The 19,218-nt window shown below is 40.7% G+C and carries 16 protein-coding genes and 2 pseudogenes; 5 read left to right on the top strand and 13 right to left on the bottom strand.

Going from position 1 to position 19,218, the window contains the following annotated elements:
* Window positions 1–253: 253 nt before the first annotated feature.
* On the top strand, window positions 254–691 hold the full coding sequence (locus KNQ07_RS15590) for a hypothetical protein (protein ID WP_214767876.1): 438 nt from the start codon (window positions 254–256) through the stop codon (window positions 689–691).
* A 582-nt stretch (window positions 692–1,273) separates the two neighbouring features.
* Here KNQ07_RS15590 and KNQ07_RS15585 read toward each other — a convergent pair.
* Together KNQ07_RS15585 and KNQ07_RS15580 are read right to left on the bottom strand one after the other, a co-directional pair.
* Window positions 1,274–1,577 (bottom strand): annotated as a pseudogene (locus KNQ07_RS15585) (JAB domain-containing protein).
* 612 nt (window positions 1,578–2,189) lie between these two features.
* Complete coding sequence (locus tag KNQ07_RS15580) at window positions 2,190–3,005, bottom strand: SMI1/KNR4 family protein (protein ID WP_214767874.1); 816 nt, start codon at window positions 3,003–3,005, stop codon at window positions 2,190–2,192.
* A 288-nt stretch (window positions 3,006–3,293) separates the two neighbouring features.
* On the opposite strand from KNQ07_RS15580, the gene KNQ07_RS15575 reads away from it, so the two are divergent.
* The gene (locus KNQ07_RS15575) at window positions 3,294–4,286 is read left to right on the top strand and encodes a DNA/RNA non-specific endonuclease (protein WP_214767871.1); all 993 of its coding nucleotides are present in this window, start codon (window positions 3,294–3,296) and stop codon (window positions 4,284–4,286) included.
* Window positions 4,287–4,504: 218 nt separating this feature from the next.
* Here KNQ07_RS15575 and KNQ07_RS15570 read toward each other — a convergent pair whose 3' ends face one another.
* Complete coding sequence (locus KNQ07_RS15570) at window positions 4,505–4,849, bottom strand: type II toxin-antitoxin system RelE family toxin (RefSeq protein WP_214767868.1); 345 nt, start codon at window positions 4,847–4,849, stop codon at window positions 4,505–4,507.
* A 26-nt stretch (window positions 4,850–4,875) separates the two neighbouring features.
* Window positions 4,876–5,196 carry a hypothetical protein gene (locus KNQ07_RS15565; RefSeq protein ID WP_214767865.1) on the bottom strand — a complete coding sequence of 107 codons (321 nt, stop codon included), beginning with the start codon at window positions 5,194–5,196 and terminating at the stop codon, window positions 4,876–4,878.
* Between the two features lie 386 nt (window positions 5,197–5,582).
* Here KNQ07_RS15565 and KNQ07_RS15560 point away from each other — a divergent pair, with 386 nt between their 5' ends.
* Window positions 5,583–7,100 carry a hypothetical protein gene (locus tag KNQ07_RS15560; RefSeq protein ID WP_214767862.1) on the top strand — a complete coding sequence of 506 codons (1,518 nt, stop codon included), beginning with the start codon at window positions 5,583–5,585 and terminating at the stop codon, window positions 7,098–7,100.
* A 48-nt stretch (window positions 7,101–7,148) separates the two neighbouring features.
* Here the strand turns inward: KNQ07_RS15560 and KNQ07_RS15555 are convergent, their stop codons facing one another.
* The 6 genes from KNQ07_RS15555 to KNQ07_RS15530 form a co-directional block, all read right to left on the bottom strand.
* Window positions 7,149–9,215, bottom strand: a complete 2,067-nt coding sequence (locus KNQ07_RS15555; RefSeq protein WP_251139584.1) for a type I restriction endonuclease subunit R, EcoR124 family — start codon at window positions 9,213–9,215, stop codon at window positions 7,149–7,151.
* A gap of 1,339 nt (window positions 9,216–10,554) precedes the next feature.
* Window positions 10,555–10,842 (bottom strand): hypothetical protein, encoded by a 288-nt coding sequence (locus KNQ07_RS15550; protein ID WP_214767858.1) that lies wholly within the window; start codon window positions 10,840–10,842, stop codon window positions 10,555–10,557.
* Between the two features lie 10 nt (window positions 10,843–10,852).
* Window positions 10,853–11,341 carry a protein rep gene (locus KNQ07_RS16370; RefSeq protein ID WP_214767856.1) on the bottom strand — a complete coding sequence of 163 codons (489 nt, stop codon included), beginning with the start codon at window positions 11,339–11,341 and terminating at the stop codon, window positions 10,853–10,855.
* Between the two features lie 508 nt (window positions 11,342–11,849).
* A complete protein-coding gene (locus tag KNQ07_RS15540) occupies window positions 11,850–12,740 on the bottom strand; it encodes a S8 family peptidase (protein WP_251139586.1) in 891 nt (296 codons plus the stop codon).
* Window positions 12,741–12,742: 2 nt separating this feature from the next.
* Window positions 12,743–13,366: a DUF3885 domain-containing protein gene (locus tag KNQ07_RS15535; protein WP_053451881.1), complete on the bottom strand. Its 624-nt coding sequence runs from the start codon at window positions 13,364–13,366 to the stop codon at window positions 12,743–12,745.
* A 21-nt stretch (window positions 13,367–13,387) separates the two neighbouring features.
* The gene (locus KNQ07_RS15530; protein WP_214767852.1) at window positions 13,388–14,179 is read right to left on the bottom strand and encodes an SAR2788 family putative toxin; all 792 of its coding nucleotides are present in this window, start codon (window positions 14,177–14,179) and stop codon (window positions 13,388–13,390) included.
* A gap of 524 nt (window positions 14,180–14,703) precedes the next feature.
* Between KNQ07_RS15530 and KNQ07_RS15525 the strand changes: the two are divergent.
* Window positions 14,704–16,031 (top strand): annotated as a pseudogene (locus KNQ07_RS15525) (IS3 family transposase).
* 47 nt (window positions 16,032–16,078) lie between these two features.
* Here KNQ07_RS15525 and KNQ07_RS15520 read toward each other — a convergent pair.
* Complete coding sequence (locus tag KNQ07_RS15520; RefSeq protein ID WP_214767850.1) at window positions 16,079–16,567, bottom strand: hypothetical protein; 489 nt, start codon at window positions 16,565–16,567, stop codon at window positions 16,079–16,081.
* Between the two features lie 1,135 nt (window positions 16,568–17,702).
* Here KNQ07_RS15520 and KNQ07_RS15515 point away from each other — a divergent pair.
* Window positions 17,703–18,191 carry an Rrf2 family transcriptional regulator gene (locus KNQ07_RS15515; RefSeq protein ID WP_261966392.1) on the top strand — a complete coding sequence of 163 codons (489 nt, stop codon included), beginning with the start codon at window positions 17,703–17,705 and terminating at the stop codon, window positions 18,189–18,191.
* 233 nt (window positions 18,192–18,424) lie between these two features.
* Here the strand turns inward: KNQ07_RS15515 and KNQ07_RS15510 are convergent, their stop codons facing one another.
* Together KNQ07_RS15510 and KNQ07_RS15505 are read right to left on the bottom strand one after the other, a co-directional pair.
* The gene (locus KNQ07_RS15510) at window positions 18,425–18,715 is read right to left on the bottom strand and encodes a type II toxin-antitoxin system RelE family toxin (RefSeq protein WP_214767847.1); all 291 of its coding nucleotides are present in this window, start codon (window positions 18,713–18,715) and stop codon (window positions 18,425–18,427) included.
* A 3-nt stretch (window positions 18,716–18,718) separates the two neighbouring features.
* The gene (locus KNQ07_RS15505) at window positions 18,719–19,039 is read right to left on the bottom strand and encodes a hypothetical protein (protein ID WP_214767844.1); all 321 of its coding nucleotides are present in this window, start codon (window positions 19,037–19,039) and stop codon (window positions 18,719–18,721) included.
* Window positions 19,040–19,218 lie beyond the last annotated feature (179 nt).

Raw genomic sequence — 19,218 nt, 5'->3', positions numbered from 1 at the left:
TACGATACCGGGGTTTTCGCTTTTTTTCTATGTTCGATTTAAAATCCGATGGATTTTATGTGTCAACCACACCTTATGGTGATGAGCCATAAAAATACTATATTATAAAAAGATAATACAGTGAAAAAAGTATTATTAACTTTTGAAGATTAAGAATTGCTTATACTTGAAAAAACATATTTGTTTGGAAGAATCCGCTCAATAAGAATATTCAAAATTTCTTTAAAATATCCTTATTAAGGGAGTGTAATTTATGGGTAAATTTAAATGGATTGGTGTTTTATTAGTATTGGTTGTTCTATTTTTTGTGTTTGATCCTTTTCGTGGGGAACCACCAAATCCAAAAGTAAAGGCACAAGGAAAAGATATTCCCACAGTCCAAGGATCATTTTGTTGGGATGGTCTATTACGCAACCAATGTGTCGATAAAGTTTATGTCGACGGACTCGATATGACGAAAAAAAGCAAACCAACTGTATTATCCTCTAATAAAAAAATTGATATTGCTTTTGAAAACGAACCGAATTCTATTGAAATCGTTCGTTGGACAGATAAGCAAGATGCTGAAAAGGTTACTTTAACTGATGATGCTGTTACTGCACCGAAAGAAAAAGGAACATATGCATACGAAATTAACGCAAAGTGGTCCAATGGTGACGGACAATTCGCTTTCCTAGTTAAAGTGAACTAAATCCCCTCCCTTTTTTCCTCACACTTCCTCTTCTACCAACAGTCATTTGACTGTTGTTTTTTTTATTTTATGAGAGATGTATTTCAAACTAGTATTTTTATTTTTGGAACGCTCCGTGCCTTCCGTCGCAAGGAACAGGAACGTAGAGATGCCTCTCGCAGGCGAGTCGCAGCTCTCGTTATCGGTCCGATGAGGATGTTGCTGCGATGCAGCGTACAGCCTCACGCATGAGCCCAAAAGCCCTTCAATCGTTTCTGCTAACACAGACAAAGGATATGAGGACATACAGATGATGCACCAACCCAAGATGCTAAAGACATGTAGGTATATACATAGCCATTCCACCACTTCTTCTAAAAACACTTCCCCAATGATCAGCATCTCTCACGAATGGATATGTGACCCTCTGGCCCGCAGTGGATTTGTCCACTGCGGGCTTCTTTCCTCACTTGGATTTGGTACAAATCCATCCCACCCATAATTCCTTGTGCTTCATCAAGAGAAAAACGAATCCGTTTTTCGTCCATGCTCTCGCGCGCAGACAGGACGGGAATGTCCCGTCCGACTACGCTAATCCTTCCTTCAAAGGACACTTTGTGCCTTCAGACTGACGAACGCCTCTCCGGCACCGACGACGATGTGGTCGAGTAGCTGAATACCGACGATACGCCCGACATCGACGAGCCGTTCCGTCACCTCGATGTCCTCCCGTGACGGATGCGGGTCACCGCTCGGATGCTGATGACTGACGATGAGCGACGTCGCATTGTTGAGGATGGACGACGCTCGAGTTTATGCTACCGACGTGCGCCCGATGGACTGCGATGACCCGGTTCTTCGTATTGAGCAGGATGACGAGGAACACCTCACGGTCATCGTCCTGGATGAAACGTTTGGCGATACAGAAAGCGTCCTCGGGTGATGTAATGTTCGTCGTCTCGAGCTAGAGTACGGAAACAGGACGGCTTGCGGTCCATTTTCATCAGACAGAGCGGTATCGCTCTGATTAATGCCTTTGAAATGATCATTTACCGCATCATTTATTCCAAATAGGGCGGCAGAAATGAAGGTCTAACGTTATTCAGTGTCGAACGCGATGATTGATATGCTACGTCGTCTAGGTAGCCGGAATATGAATAGGTACGCAACTTCTGCGAGATTGCAGCAGCAAAAATGGATTCTCTCGTCCTCATCGGCACCCTGAAAGCAAAGAAGGCTGCGGAATGATACCCTCTTTCTAGAACTCCGGGAAGAAGACGATTAGTGCGTACATCGCGAAAATCAATGCCGTCTACGGTCCATAGGATACAGACATGCACGCGAAGAAAACAAACGTCGAGCCGTAGAAAACCTTGAGCGACGCGTTTCAGACATTTGAAAAGTCTTGTCTCCCTACTGGCATAAAATGCTGAATCACACTAAAAAAGAGACGAATCCCCACAAAACCGGGATTCGTCTCTTTTTTTTCAATGATGTGTTGCAAAAGGATTTTGATTTTTCACATATCAGATTCGAGCTGTACAATGACATGGCTCAAATCTGATACATCTTCCTTTTCATTAAATAGTGCAATCGCCTGCTCATGTGTCATATAGTCTTCGACCGATCTGTCCATCAATACTTGAGCTAATAGTTCCGCGTATGAATCTAGTTCGTCTTCATCGTTCGAATCTTGAACACGTCCACGCAATTCACCGACCAACCCTTTAACGTCTTCACCTCTTGTCGACCACATGCGATAAGCCATAAGTCGTTCGTCCTCATCATTCCCTGCGATAGCTTCTCGAATTTCATCCATCGAAGGATAGTCGGCAAATACATCTTCATGTGTTAATTCAACTCCGCCTTCAACTTGATCATTTCGACGAACGAGATGATCGAGTAGTTGGTCGAAGCTCTCTGCTACGAAGTGTGTTGTCTCATCCGAAATGTCCAAACACCAAATATATGGTTCGTCAGGGGTGTCATCGAAATCGAAGTACCAAAGGTAACTCCCTTGACCCTCGCCGAACAGCATCAATTTTCCAGTTAATCCCCACTCAGCCAACATGTGCATGCCATCCTCAAATTCCTCCACCGTCAAGGGTTTAAAACGATTCAAAGGTAGATGAAGACCATCTTCTTCGTCAGACCATGTGTTTTCGAAATCAACATTCACTGAATCGAATACAAGATCCCCACCGTTTTGTTCTTCTAACTTTTCGATATATTTTTTAGGAAGGCGAGCGCCTAATTCTTTTTCGATTTGTTTCACGTTTTCTTTATTTAGTGATAATGCAATCTCATCTTCTAACAACTCATCCCAAAAATTCATCAAAGCACCTCTTTCACTACATTTGTATATTTATATACTCATTCATACTATACGCTATATTTTTTAAAATTTGGCATGATTTAGAATCGAATGCCAACGAGACATCACTGTAAAGACAAAAACAGAACGGTATATGGTCCCTTTCCATCAAACAGAGTGGTTCACGATCTGTCCCCCTGCTCTTGAGGTAATCAATTACATCAGCCTTCAGAAATAAGACAGCAGAAATGAAGGACTAGCGTTATAATGAAGGACTCAATGACAGATTAATCAAAAAGGAGTACACCTATGAAGATTTTTTACATAACGATTCCTCTTGTCGTACTACTGATGGCAGGATGTACAGATAAGGAGACGACCTCACCTCCACCAGATGAGACAGAGCAAGTAGCGCAGCAGGACGACACGACTACACAAAAGACCGATGTGAAGAAGGACTCAAATCAACAACCAGAAAAAGAGGCTGATACCAGTACAGACAAGTCAATAACAGATACGAATTCATCGAAGGAATTAAAGACGACGACTTTGCGGGATTCTTTCACAGGATATAAGAAGGTCACAGTCGATGGAGGAGACCTGTCCGGCAGTCGACAGGCAAACGTCGTCGTCGACATCGGCTTCGGTGACCGGAAATACTGGGCGTTCACGAATAAGCATGGACAGTTGGTCCGCGTCATAGCGAAGAAGATCGTCCTCCAGGATGATGCGACGGAAGACGTCACGAGTGACGGACGCTACTACTCCGATGAAGCGAAGGTACCTGGCGTCGAACGTCCGGATCTTGATGAAGGACATATCATTGCCGATTCGCTCGGTGGCGTCTCGAACGCCTACAACATCACTCCGCAGGACAGTACACTGAATCGTCATGGGGACCAGGCGTACATGGAGGACGTCATCCGCAAGGCGGGTGGCGCGACGAACTTCGAAGCGCAGATCACCTATCCGGATACATCGACGATGATTCCGTCCGCATATCAGTATACCTATACGGTCCGTGGAAACACTGTCGTCGACCGGTTCAAGAACGGCAATCCGGACGAGACGAATGCTGCACTCGGTCTGACGAAGAAAAAGAAGACAAAAACAGAAGCGACAGCGAAGTCGACTCCAGATACCGCAAAGACCGAAGACGTCTCGCGCGTCGATACCGACGGCAATGGTCAGGTGACAATCCAGGAAGCGAAAGATGCCGGCTACGCGATGCCAATCACGGAGAAGCACTGGCTGTATCAATATATGCAGGACAACGACCATGACGGCATGGTCGGAGAATAAATCTCCCATCCAATCGAATAGCAAAATATACTGAAGCAGTGACGAGATACTCGTCGCTGCCTTTTTCCGTTCTCATAAACGATGGAATTGATGCGATGTCGAAAAATCACATTGAAAACACCAGTATTAATAATCGTCACTGATGGACAAATACAGCACATAAAAAAAGAAGGTAGCTAAAATACCTACCTCCTTCATTCATGCCACAAAGCTATTCATCATTTATCTTTTCTTTTTACAGCATCCAGATAGACACGCTCCCGTGTCCGCTCTCCAATTGCTAAGATATTGACGACACCTTCAACCTCTTGCTCGACTTCGCGCCCGTCTGAGATTTTTATAATAGTGACCTTCTCATTTTTTATTGTATAAACAAGACGCAAGTTAAATGCCTTGTATTTGAGCTTATAACAGCCGGATAATGGTGCGCGTAATGGTTCCCCACTCATTTTCGGATCTACTGCAAGTTTTTCCTTCACGTCTCGCTGAATGATTCTGATGATTCGTGGATCGAGTTTCTTTAGTTCTTTGACCGCTTTCGGGTGAAAATTGACATTATACATGAGCCTCACGCACCTTCAACATTGATTTATTCTTCAATGCCAAGGGAAGCAAATACATCATCCGCGTCGATAAATGTCTCTGGTGACGTTTCTGCATCACGTAGTCGAGACAAGATTTCAAGTTCTTCGATCAAGGCAGCTTGTCTTACAATCATTTCGCTCATCTCTTCGAACTGATGAAAACCGACGACGACTGTATCGATTTCTCCTTGTGCATTCGTGACGAAAAGGGGTACCTCTTGCGCTTTTTCTCGTGTCTTCTTAAAAGAGCGCGCAACAGCAGTCGTTGAGATGATTTGGTCCGCCGTAAGCGTAACAACAGATCGTTCTCTAGATTCGGACATCATATGAACTTCCTCCTTGCACCCACTCTTTGCCTTTCAAGACTTCTCACTTTTTCGTACAAATGGACATCACAACATGTGAAACGCTCATAAAATGAATGGAATACCACGTCGTAAAAAAAGAAAGTTAGTCAGCAGGCCCGCTTAAAGGAATAGAAAGTGAAAGCGCGTGGGTTTATATGGTTAAGATTAAAATAGACCATTTATTCGATGTGATTACATACATTATACAACACGTTTAAATAAACGTATATAAAAACGTTTAACAAAACATTTAAATAATAAAATAACCATTTATTTGTATTACAAAATGAATTCATATAGTATTTTGGTTAAATATGTAACCGATAATCATTTACATAAATCATAATATACGAAAGGTGTTCTTAATGAGTGAAAAAAAGATAGGTCTGTTTTTTGGTGCTGGAGCAGAGATAGGTTATGGATTGCCTTCTGGTGGACGATTTGCTTTAGATATCTTTAAGGGATCCAAGAGTGAAGATAGGGAGGCATTTCGAGAACAGATCTCCACTATCGATACACAATCTCAGCTTGCAACTCAATGGCTTCCTGATAACTTTAAATCTAAGCGAATTAACGTATTCGGAAAAGGTAATTTTGAAGAAATTATTTCATCAAGTTTAGAGCATCGTCGTCAAAGCACATTAAGTTATTTAGAGAACTTTGATAGTAAAATCGAAGCTATTTTAAAAAATTGGGATATTAGTGAAGAGGATCTTCGTAACTCATTTCAATTAGAAACAGGTTCAGATATAGGTGATAAACTTTATTCGCAAGAAATTGCATTAAACAAAAAGCTAGCTGATCAAGTTTCTTTGTTTGGCTCTGAATACTTTTCTGCATTTATTAAACTTATTGAAGTAAAACCAGATAATACATTAAAGAAAATAATTACCGCTTTTTTAGAATTATTGCTTGGAGCATTAGGTCAAAATCTTGTGTCTCAACTAAATGATGAGCTATTTGAAAAAGCACCGACGACTGTAAATATCTTTGATGACATTAGTGGAATTTTTAATATTAATTATTCAAACGTTGGACAAATCGGAATGGAAATTGTAATTGAGGAGTCTCGTGAAAATATTACTGAAACAGATTCAGCCCATAAAATTTTTATTGAACTTGGGAAAACAGTGTTAGAACAAATCTACTGCGAAACATTAGATTACCAGTCCTTAATCGATAGTCATTTTAGGTATTTATACAATCCTAAATCCCAATGGGCAAAGTTCACCAAAATCGCAGTCTTTCTATACACAGTCCGAAGATACATTTTAGAACAAGCAACAATTGATGATGAGAAACTAGAGAATGGACCAGGATTTTATCATGACTTAATCGATTTAAATAAAGAGCAGCGCATTCATGCGATCGGAACAACAAACTACAATAATTTCATTTCTGAGATTTTTCAAAAACATGATATGCAAGATGTAAGTATTTATCACCTCAATGGTAGTGTTCATGATTATTATGATCCGTACAAAAATCGGATTATCAGTAATCTTGACGAGGTAGATAGTAGTAAACAAATTGTTGTACCATTCATTTTTACCCAAAGTGGGGTTAAACCGCTTACTTCTATCACCATGTCTCAGCGCTATGTTGATCTATATGAAAAATTTAAAGAATGCGATTCAATCGCAATTGTTGGCTACGGTTTCAATGGAGATGATGGACATATCAATGGCATGTTCAGAAGTTTGATTGAAGAAGATCAAAAAGATATTCATATTTTCCATTATAATTCTGATAACTCGACCTTATCATCGCTTCAAAGAGGATATAAAAACAAGTTACGCATAGACTCTACGAGTAAGCTTCACATTCACTTGATAAATAATTCCAGAGTGGTAGAAGAAAGCATTTGGTACGAAAGTTTATAAAAAAAGTGAGTATTTCTTTTGAAAATCTTCAAAAGAAATACTCACTTTTTATCTAAGTTCTTGATCTAACGGGATAATTGCTTCATCAAGCACAGTACGCCAAGCGCGTTTCATCCCTGGACCATACTTTAATAAAATGGCTTCCGGATGTGTTTCTTTATAGTTCGCAAAATTTTCACTTTCAATGATTCGCCCTACATTCGGGATGGCGTCCATTCCAACGTGATATTGTACCGCCGATGTATGCAGATCTTGCTCATCCACACACCACTCCTGTGCAAACGTCTCGATCTTATGCTGATAAGCTTGTGTAAAGTAACGACGCTTGACTACAAAAATATCTTCATCTGGTGAAACGACTTGATCATCTATCGCATTTAAAATCGTTTGATAGACTTCTTGCACTACTTCTGATTTTCCGAGTTTTTGAAGCGCTCGTTCAATTTCAGAGCGGATGTCTTCATTATTCGCAGAGTACGTGCTGAGGAGTTGATCAATATAGGTAGAATCAATATCGTATAGTTTAATCGCATTTTCTCCGAAGAATTCGATTTCAGAGTAATCTGCTTCGTCGTCCTTATCCTCTTTAGAACTTCCACCATCCATCAATTCTTCAATTAAAGATCCTTTTACTGTGTGATAGATACCAAGGAAAGACTCCAGTGTTTTTACTTGATTGGGAAGTGCCTGTGATTTCTCCATATCATCGTTGTAGTCATCGTACGTGATCAAAGCTTCAAACGCATTGTTGAGTTCTTGGAATGCTTTGACAAAATCAATCCGTTCTTCTAATGATGAATGCTCATCGATTTCATCTGGACTTGTCACTTGTTTTAATAATGCCTTATGTGCTTTTTTAAAACGTTTCTTCGATTCATCGTACGTCGTATAGACTAGATTTGTATCTTCATTCTCGTTTGAGTAGAGACGTGTCGCTGCGCGGACATTCTCTTCCATCGTCGCAGGACGCCGGAATGTAACGACTAATCCTTTTGCCTTATCCGGATACGTTCGATTCGTCCGCGAGAACGCTTGAATCAAGTTCGCATAGCTGAGATTCCGGTCGACGAATAATGTCTGGATCGTCGGCGCATCAAAGCCAGTTAGTAACCGATCAACGACGATGACGAGATCGATATGTTTTCCAAATTGCTTGAACTCAGCTTTTTTCCGTGCCAATCGATTGTTGATATCATCGTTATAACGCTCGATGTCTTCGATGGACCAAGCCGTTCCATAGTAGTCGTTGTAGACACGAATGACTTGGCGCATTTCTTCTTGGACTTCCGTCGCATTCTCGGTGTTCTCTTGCATCGAGTAGGTAATCGCGATTCGAGGGAAATCAGGATCATCGATCGTCCGTCCTTTTCGAAGTGGGTGCCCCGCAAAATCTGCCTCCATCCAATTTGGATCGTGTTTCATCTCTTGGATGGCATGGTAATAGCGCTTCGCCATCGCAATCGAACTCGTCGTTAAAATTGCCGATTTTTGTGGTCGCCCGTTCTTGAAGTCAAACTTCGTATAGGCATTATCCGGACGGAACAGCTTCTGCAAGACTTTCTCGATATGCGCGTCCCGTTCATACAAATCATTCGGGATGTATGTCTCTTTCGTCAGCTCATCCATCTTTTCGATCAAGGTACCGATTTCTTCGTCGGTCCGATCCGCATATTTAGCATCTGCTCGTAGATTCGAAAAAATATGATTGTAGAGCGAGACAGGTTCAATCGTATCCTCGTGTTCGACTTGGAAACCGAGGACGGATCCATCTTCGAGCGCATTCTTGATCGTATACGTATGTAGAATCTCACCGTATTGATCCCGTGTCGTCCGCGCCAATTGACCTTGTGCTTGTTTCTTGTTTTCATTAAAGATTGGTGTTCCCGTGAAGCCAAACCAGGTCGAATTCGGGAAGAATCCTTTGATCGCCTCCATCCCTTCCGCACTCAAAGCACGATGACATTCATCGACGACAAAAACGATATGCTGTCCAATCAGCTTCTGGAATCGTTGCGTTCCTTTTTCAGCTTCTTGCTTTTGCGCATAACGTAATGCCGCCTCTGAGCATATTGGTACCGGTACCGAGCGGGACGTCCAGCTCGCATTACGAAACAAGCAGGACGAGGTAGATCGACTCCTTCGGGAAGCTAGCAGCAAGGTCACCTCGCTAGACGCGATGAGGTCGTCACTACAAGCGTACCGGGAGGAGGAAAGCGTATTCGACGTCCCTGCGGAGCAAGTCGAGGAGACCCATCTGTTCATACACGACCCTCGATACAACGAGGTATTCGAAAGTTACGAACGCATTCTCGATTTGGCACCGAGAATCACATTCGAGAAACAAAGGTTCATCGAGAAGATGGTGAAATCCCCGCACCTTTTCGAGGTATGGACGTTGCTGCAACTATACTCGGAATGTCTACGCCTCCGGTTCCTCCCTGAGGAGTCGATCTCCGACAGGCTTTTCAGACATTTCGAAGAGCGGAAGGAACTGTGTCAGGTCACCATCCGATTCAACCACGTGGTGACGAAGGACAGCATCCACATCACCTATGAGCCAGACATCAAGCTGCATGACGGAAACTCGAGAAGACCGGATTACTTCATCACCTTCATAAACAGACGGGACACGAACAAATCTAGGATACCCTTGATGAACCATACGCTGGACGCCAAGTACAAACCATATAGCGAGCCGAGATTCGATAAGGCACTCAGACATGACCTCCTCCGCTCATGCCAGCGTTATCTGAATGATTTCTCTGGCATGAAGTTCAAGCTTGCTAGCGCAGCGCTCGTCCATAACGATGCGGAGGCAGACACGCATAATTGGAATGTGCGACTAGGAGACGAGATGCCTTATACGTACTCCCATTTCAACATTTCACCTGGTCGGACGAACCATCTGAATTCGTACATGAAGCGAATCATCCATCAATACAACGGAGACCACGGCTATTGTCCCTCCTGTGGCGCCATGAACTCGGGAATCCCGTACCCTCAGAACAAGTCCCCTTATAAGTGGACATACATCTGTGAATGCCAGGAGGTCTGGGTCGACAACAGATGTAACCGACGCTTCGAGAAGTCTGCCCATAAAGGTATGAACGGAACGCGGCTCCTGAAATATGCGCACGGGAACTACAACAGCAAGTCGAGAATACTTGGGACGTTCATTGTCAGATATGCAATCGAAGCTATCACAGCAATCTCCATGTCACCGATCAGTTGGGTAGGAGGCTCGAGACCTGAGACGTCGACATCCTTCCCTCACCCTCCATTAGTCGGTTCATCCAAAAATGACGCCAAAGAGCAGGGCCTGTGAGATTCACCGGCCCTGCTCTTCTTTTTCCCGTCATGGATGATTCGGATGACGCACAGTGTCCTTCCTCGCAAAAGCGAGAAGACTATCAGAATCCTGACGTACGTATCAGGAGACGATTTTCCGCAACTCCTATAGTTCCGTCAGTGGTTTGACTATCTCGCGGTTCTTCCCTTGCGATTCGTCTTGCATCGTTTCTAGGATATCCAGGATTTGATGCTCCTTCTCCTCACTCTGTCTCGTATGAGGGTCCATCGTCTGCTTCAAGGTATGACTGAAACGCTCACGCTCACTCTGCTCGTCGATGAACGAATTGACATCATCGGCTAGCTTGTTCAGGGCTCCCTTCATTACCTTGTCACTGAAGATGCGCATCTTTTGCGACTTCTCCTCTCCCGACGGCGATTCGAGAATTGCCATACATTCTGGATCATATGAGACACCCAGTCTCTCTTTCCAGAGACGCGTCCACATCGGTCAAGACAATTGGTACTTCCCTGAAAATAAGAGGGCGGCACATTGAGCAATACATGAAAATGCGGATGAAACGTCCGTTCATTTCCATTGTATATGACCTCAATGTTCGAAACCACCCGTTCAAGACGGCACAGAATGCTTTGCGCTGTGAAAAACGTTGCCAGCTCTTCATCATCGAGTCGATCTGGCCACCCACCCCACTGCCATCACTATTTAGAATGGTCAACGTCAAAAAAATCCAATTTTCATGGTTTACCCTATTTACATGTAACCAATCGATTACTTGATGTAACTCTTGACCAATACGATGGGAACGGTGGATTGTAGATGTCGGACAGTATTGATTCTTACAATTTTGTATGCTCGTCTTCTCTTGATCGACATGTTCATCACATTGGTGCTCGGACAACTCATCTGCATTGTCGAAGCTATCTAGCTGCATCTTGCTTTCCGATCAATTCATACTCCTGACCTAACGTTCGTTTGATAGAATCGAACTGATGTAACGCTTTATATTTTTTATTATCCTTCAACAACCCTAGCACCTTTAATATACATTTTTTAACGATATGAATAGTTCATCAGTTATTGAAAGGGAACGACTCTCATTTTACAAAGAGAGGGAATACACCAGTCATTCGAAATACTACCATGATAAACGACAGGAATCTGGATAGGTGCGGCATGTCCGATGTCTTTGAGCACAAAAAAAACCGAATGTGGACTTTCGTAAGATGTCCATCATTCAGGGTTCAGTTCAAAGTGTACATAATGCTTTAGTTTATAATTCTTGCTTTTTTTCACTTATTCTAAAAGAAATTAATAGAGCGCTCTCGTGAAAATGAATATTTAATCGCTTATCTTCTTTCAATGGAAAGTTGGCTGAATCATCAAGAAACGTATCTAAATAAAAATGTGACGAAAACATTTGAAATGATCGAGAGAGCAGTTCATTGCAGAACCGCTTCTCGATTAATCTCAGTAAAGTTTTCCGTAAGATATTCTTTGATACTTTTTCTATTTTGCTCGTTAATTTCTTTAGAAGAAATTCCCTTAGCTAAAGCTCCTGTCACATATGCGGCTGAGAACGAGGTACCTCGTACAGTTTCATAGTTGCCATTTCTGCTTGTTGTAATTATTTCATTACCTGGAGCATATGCATCTATTTTGCCTTCGGACGCTAAAGCATCTACCTTTCCATTCAAATTAATTGATCCTACAGATATAACACCTGTGTATCCTGCTGGAAAGTCTACCTTTCCACCAATATTATTTCCTGCTGAAGCAATAACGATTTTATGCTCAGACAACAGTATATTAATCATTTTCTTTAATTCCGGATAATCTTTTATGAAGCCAAAACTGATATTGACGATGTCTACGTTATTGCTTAATGCCCATCGAAGTCCTTCAATTACATCTTTAACCTCGCCCACACCTTGTGAATCCAAAACTTTGACGTCATATATCTCAACATTTTGAGAAATTCCAACTATACCGACATCGTTATCATTTGCTGTAATGATTCCGGCGACGTTTGTTCCATGACCAAAATCATCTTGAGTTGGTTTAGTCTTATTGACAGCGTTAAATGACTTAACCACTTTATTTTGAAGATCTTCTTGTTCTCTATTAATTCCGCTATCTAATATAGCAACTTTAATTTTTTTCTTTCTTACTGCAGTGTCGTACCCAATATAATTCGAACCCCAGCCTATGATTTGCTTTTCCGTCAAAGGATTTTCATCCATAGTTTTGTCTCTACTGATGGTATTTATCATCAAAATAATGACTAGAGCAATTAAAATTGAACCGCACAAGATAATGCCTATTTTTTGCATTTTCAATAAGTATCATCAAAGATATTATCTTTGTAGACATTTCTAAAACCATTCAATTCATCTTCATCACTAAAAAGAACGAAGCAACCTCGATCATCGAAAATATTCAATATAATGTTTCGATCTACGTTCACAAAAAATACTTCGGGATAGTACGTATATTTATGACGGAGCCTAGGTTGTAGGTCTTTAAAATCTTGATTACAAATAGCTTTGATTAACATCCTGTAATCTAGAGCATCTTTGCTTGGTAAGAGAACCGCATATTGGATAATTTTTTCTTCTTCGTTAATCACCTTTTTTTTATATTCCATCTTATATTTATCATTTTTATGCTTCAAATGATGAAATACTTTTGTAGCCGTCTTTTGAGCAAAATTTAACTCACTCCTGACATGTGTCACTAAATAAAATTGCTCTTCTTCTCGAAAAATATCTTCAAATAAGGCAATTGATTTTTCATAGACGCTATGAAAGTAATCAAAATTGATGTCATCCGAACCGTCTTTCAGTTGGTAGAGATTTTTTTCTAACTCAAGGCGTATTGATAATTCTTTTCCGACAAAAGAATCTTCAAATAAAGTCACATTCTGAAACTCTGTTTGTAAGTATCGTTCTAGTTTCATTTAAATTCTCCTTTATCACTTTTATTTTCTTAATACTTTCCCGTTCTTATCTAATGTGGCGATACGCTTGCCTGCCTTGTTCATCAACTTCCAGTAGCTTCCACCATGAGCATTATCTTTACCGACATCTCTAGAAATACTCCAACCTGATTTAGGATCTTTTTTTGTTTGCGATCCTTTTATCTTCTGCGTAAACAATTTGATTATAACTCCATCATCATCCAATAATGATTTTTTAATATCTTTAGCTGCCTCATGTGCGGAAGACTTAAGCACAGCTTTTACGACATCGTCACCATATTTCTTTATGGCCCACGTAACACCATACCTAGCAATTTGTACTGCTACTACTATCAAAGGTACTGCAGAAGAATTTGCAACCTTCGTATCAAATGAATATTCTTCATTTGTCTTTCGATCGACGAGTTTTCCACCGAAATCCTTATCCTCAATGTAAGTCAGAAATACTTCAAAATCTACGTCAATGCTCTCGTTTCCTTCTTGTATTTCACCTTGAAATAGCATTTCTCCATTCTCAAGATTTGTTCTTAATACAGTGTCTATCATTAAATCATCATCATTTACCTTAGTTGTAATTTCAGAATGTAATTCATTATGCTTCTCTCTCATTTCCAAGCTATCTGATATCGTCATTACTTGTTCATCGGAAAATTGCTGTTCTGCTGCCAAGTAATTACCAACTTCTATATCATCATCACTGTCATTCATTGCAGTGACGATAGGATAAGAAGTTCCTACAGTAGAAAATAATAGAACCATGGCCATACAAAGTGAGAATAAGTATTTGAGCATGTTAAATCTCCTCCTTTTTATTTTTAAGTTTAAATGAACCTAAAAATAATTATAAGAGTAGAATAACATACACTAAAAAATTGTAAATAGAATCAAAATATTTTTTGACTTTTATGGTTCTATTTAACATTATTTATTCTTTTTTTCAGATAAATACATATATATCACCTTTATATGTCTATATAATGGAATATAATCCTTTAAAAATAGTGTTAATCATATTATGTTAATTCTTATTTTAAAAATCAAAATGATTATTTTTCCAATAAATACACGAATAGGTATAGACAATTTAATATTGAAATGCATATACCCATTCGTATTTCACTATTTTTTTACATACTTGTTTCGCTCACTACTATAAAAAAAACATGTCAAATAATATTATACGAAATACTTCTCAGATCGTCTTTTTGAACTGAACCCTGAATGGTGGACGCTTGATAAAAGACCCCATTCGGGGTTTTTTGTGTTTAAAGAGATCGATATACTGTACCTATTCAATTTAGACGGGAGAACTATTCATGAACAGACGCACCTTCAATCCAGATCAAATCAGACAACTTGAAGCGAATCTTCACGTAGCCTCTGTATCAGATCGTACGATTCAATACAAAGGAGAATTTAAGATTCACGCTGTACGTGAGAATTTAGCTGGTAAGCGACCGATACAAATCTTTGAGGAAAGCGGCTTTGACCTGGACATGATCGGTAAGCAAACGCCGAACGAAGCGCTGAAACGGTGGCGAAAGACATATCGCATTTATGGAGAAGAAGGACTCTTGAATAAGAGACGTGGAAAATCTAATCTTGGAGGTCGACCGAAAAAAGATGATTCCGTCGAACGACGACTTGCGAGAGCTGAAGCACGAATCAAGTACCTCACAGCGGAGAATGAATTACTAAAAAAGCTAGAAGCTCTCGAAAGAGAGGCGAAGTACCGTAACTAACGGCATCTGAACGCTATCAGGCAATCAATATTGTCTTACGAAAACAATCGTCGAGTCGGTTCGTGACGGATCTATGTATGCTCGCTGAAGTGAGCCGCAGCGGTTATTACGCCTGGCTCGCACGTACAGATAGTGTTTCCCTTCGGGAAGAACGCGACTATGCGGACTACCTCCTTCTGAAATATGTTCATGATCGTCATAAGGGAAAAATCGGCTATCGTGGTCTTTACATGGAGATGCTTGATCTTATCGGGGGGCCGATGAATCATAAACGTATTTTGCGTATCATGAGGAAGTTTGGAATCGTGACGAAAATCCGTAGGCAGAACGCCTACCGTAAAATCGCTAAAGCGACATATGAACATAAGACTGTACCAAATCACTTGAACCGTCGGTTCGATCAGCAGGAGCCTGGTAAAGTATTCGTCACAGACATCACTTATCTCCGTATTGGATCTGGCCAAACTGTTTATCTTTCTTGTGTGAAGGATATCGCTATACGTGAAATTATGGCACATCATGTATCTAAAAGCCTCCATATGGAACTCGTCCTTCATACAGCGAATAAACTCGCAGAACGACTTCAAGGGAATGTACACCCGGAAGCCATGATACATTCCGATCAAGGATTCCATTATACGCATCCTGCTTATCAAACACGCATCCGTGAGATGGGAATGCTTCAATCCATGTCTCGTAGAGGAAACTGTCTGGATAATGCCCCGATGGAATCGTTCTTTGGGCACTTGAAAGATTATGTCGATTATAAATTAGCATCTGACCTCGATGAGGTCTGTGCCATGGTCGATGCTTACATTGATTATTACAATAGCGAACGAAGACAATGGAAACTACAAAAGATGACTCCGGTACAATACCGAAGCCATCTCATAGCATCTTAAAACGTTAAGGGTGCTTTTATTAAACTGTCCAAACTGTAGGGCTCAGTTCAATTTATAGTGCCATGGAATCCTTTATTTTCTGTCCATGCTAAACGACCAAATCCCTCAATTTCAGGAGTAAGACTTTCCATTTTTCGATAGATGACTCCAATTTGTCTACCTACACGCAACGCTTCGACTAGCGACATTTCTCGTAAAGGCAATGATTTTCCACCAAATGACTCCAACGTATACGTAAGCTCAGACGTAACATGAAATTTAAAAAGTGCTGGTGCACCACCTGGGACCATTTGATTCACGGATTCGTAATACCATTTTGTTGCAGAATATTCTGCAGTTAATGCATCTCGATCGAATGGAACTGGCTTTCCATAAGCAACTTTTTTGGGAATTCGAAGCACTAACTCTTCATCCTCCTTTGTCACTTTCCATGCCAGGTGCCACGCTCCTTCCCCAATCATGACAGGCAAAGAGACACCCGCATGATTCATTGCTTCAAATAAGATTTCTTCTATTGGTGTTTCTTTTCTTATCATTAAATGACCTCCATCGTTTTTAAGGTACCGATTACCATTTTACTATAATCAAGCTTGTTATTTACCTAATCAATTCTCCTTACACAATCACTTAAGTATGAGTGATTTAAAAAATTAATTGTCATTATCTGAACGTGTACACCAATAAGTCAAACTGATGACCTCGTGTATAATGAAATCATCATAATACATATTCAGACTGATGCATCTTTGTGAGCTAAGGCTACTTCACTAAATTGTATCGTATGAAAAACAAGGGATTCCCCAACATTTAGGGTATTGATTGTAAAGCGATTTTGACAAGAAAAGCTTTCGAACACTTAGTCTCGACAGATTTGCCGTCTCCAAGAGTGTGAGATTGAATTCCTGTGTAGCAATATATATCAAACGCTTTAATAGACATCTCAAAATGTTGGCATAATAGTGTGATTAATGAGGCTCTTCAGATTGACGCAATATAAAACTTGGTCATAATGTCGGTACAGAGATTAACGCTCTTAAAAAGATGATCGGATAGCTCAGTAAGACCGGCAAATACACTATGAATGAAAGGAAATCGAACAGTAACAACGTAATTGGTATAGAAATTACAAGTGACCAGATGAAAACAAAGACAGATTGAGGCCGGGATGTCACGAAGATTTCGGTGCTCATCGAACTGAGTAGCAGTAGCCATGCAAACAAATAATTCATATCCGTTGTGAATAGAAAAACCAACGTGAAGAAAGCCAGCAATAAGAAACTCCCATTGACAACATCCCATATCGTCAGTGCTTTCATTCGTTACATATGTCGTATGTAGGTTGGGCGAACTTCACAACATGTACATCATCTTACCTAAGGAAGGAAACGAGGAACAAAATAGAAATAAATGTTCTTTTTAATAAAAGGAGTGTTTCCATGTGTTATCAAGACCGAGGTAATAAGAAATGGATCCCATTCCTGATGCCTGAACACAAAGGGTTGCTGAAACGCTATTACTAGGAGGTGCATCATTTTAAATTCGAGGATACAGAGGGACCGATTGATGGAACGATCGAGAACGCATTGAACGACGCAGCGGAGACATCATAACGGCGACGGCGATGAACGGAGTGAAAAATATGCGCATTATATTAAGGACTTCGCACACACTTTGATTTATCTTGGTGCGTATCTCGGTGACATCATCTCAATGCCACAAATCGCGGAACACTATGCGATCTCCCCAAATCAGTTGATGAAGGTCGACCAACAACTGACAAAGCTTGGTTACCTTGAACTCCTCAGGGTACGGAATGGAGGACTTCAATTTACGCGTGCTCCGAAAGAGATCAACATCGGAAAGGTCGTCCGTGAGATAGAACCGCACGATATCGTCGAGTGTTTCAGTCAGAACGTTCAGTGTGTCATCGTCCCTTCCTGTTGTAGTCTAAAAGGGATTCTTGGAAATGCCCTTCGTTCCTTCCACCAGAAACCAGTGAAACATTCCTTCGAGGATTTACTCGAGAATCGGGACACATCGTCGAGCTTCTTCACACTTCTATCCCAAATGTCGAATCCTCATCTACTTGATCACGGATGTCCTTCATGTCCTCCATTTAATCATTCCTACTCATTCGTTCAGTGCGCCTCAGTAAACTGATCAATCATCAAGTATCTTTACTATCTCTCTAGATCACAATTTTAAAGTGATTTCTGTTCGTTTTTTATCGTTCAAAAGACGACTCTTGAATAGCTAGTTTTTTTTGAAAGTACTCAACTTTGTACAGCGTGCTTTGTTGCAACGACTTCAGGATATAAAACAATAAGTACGATAAAAAAGATCACCGTACAGCTACTTTAGAAGTAACCATACGTTGATCCTCCTCATAAAAATCAGTCCAAACGTTGTTCAGCAATTTTATAAATTTCACCTTTATCCCTTTTACCAATCGCTACAATCTGAATGATTTGGAGTTTACCTTCTACTTCTCTAAAAACAACACGTAACCCCATCTTTCTGTTTTTTAACTTATTGCAATGAGACAAGTTTCCACTGAGTGGTTGCCCTGCCGCCATTCCTACAGAAATGATGCGATTCAATGCTTTGTCTACGAATACCTTTTGGCTACCGTCGAGATTATCGTAGTCTTTTTTGGAATACTGCGTCCACTCAAGCTGATACAATGATCACTCCCACCCATCCATTTCATCAATAGTCGTAGTGTGGGTTACTTGTTCTCCACGGACTTCTGAATCAGTATATGTTCGGACACTTTTATTGGATAGTCGCATCTCGACCGTCAAATCGTCTAATCGGCTGTACAATTCTTCAATTTCTTTGTTTAGTGACTCATATTGCTGTTGAGTAAGCATGACACCTGCAACTTTTTCACGGTTAAATACATAAACGCCGGCTGCTTCACGATCTGCTCTTTGGAACGCTTCCATTGGCGACCGTTTCACATCAGATATTGAAGTGGTTGGAATATCAAGTATTCTCATTCCCATCATCTTGCCCTCCTTTTGTTCTATTTTCTTTATCATATACCTTTTAAAAGACTTTTAAAAGACTTTTAAAAGGTATTAGAACTTTTAAATATGACGAATTGTAATATTAAGTGCAACACCTAGCTGAAAACACAAAAAAAACCCATAACGGCCTCGTGTAGAATAGAGTTACCACACAA

This window comes from Exiguobacterium sp. s145, assembly GCF_018618835.1.
Lineage (GTDB): Bacteria > Bacillota > Bacilli > Exiguobacteriales > Exiguobacteriaceae > Exiguobacterium_A > Exiguobacterium_A artemiae.
The sequence above is the reverse complement of the archived record's forward strand: the minus strand, read 5'-3'. Positions and strand labels throughout refer to the sequence as shown.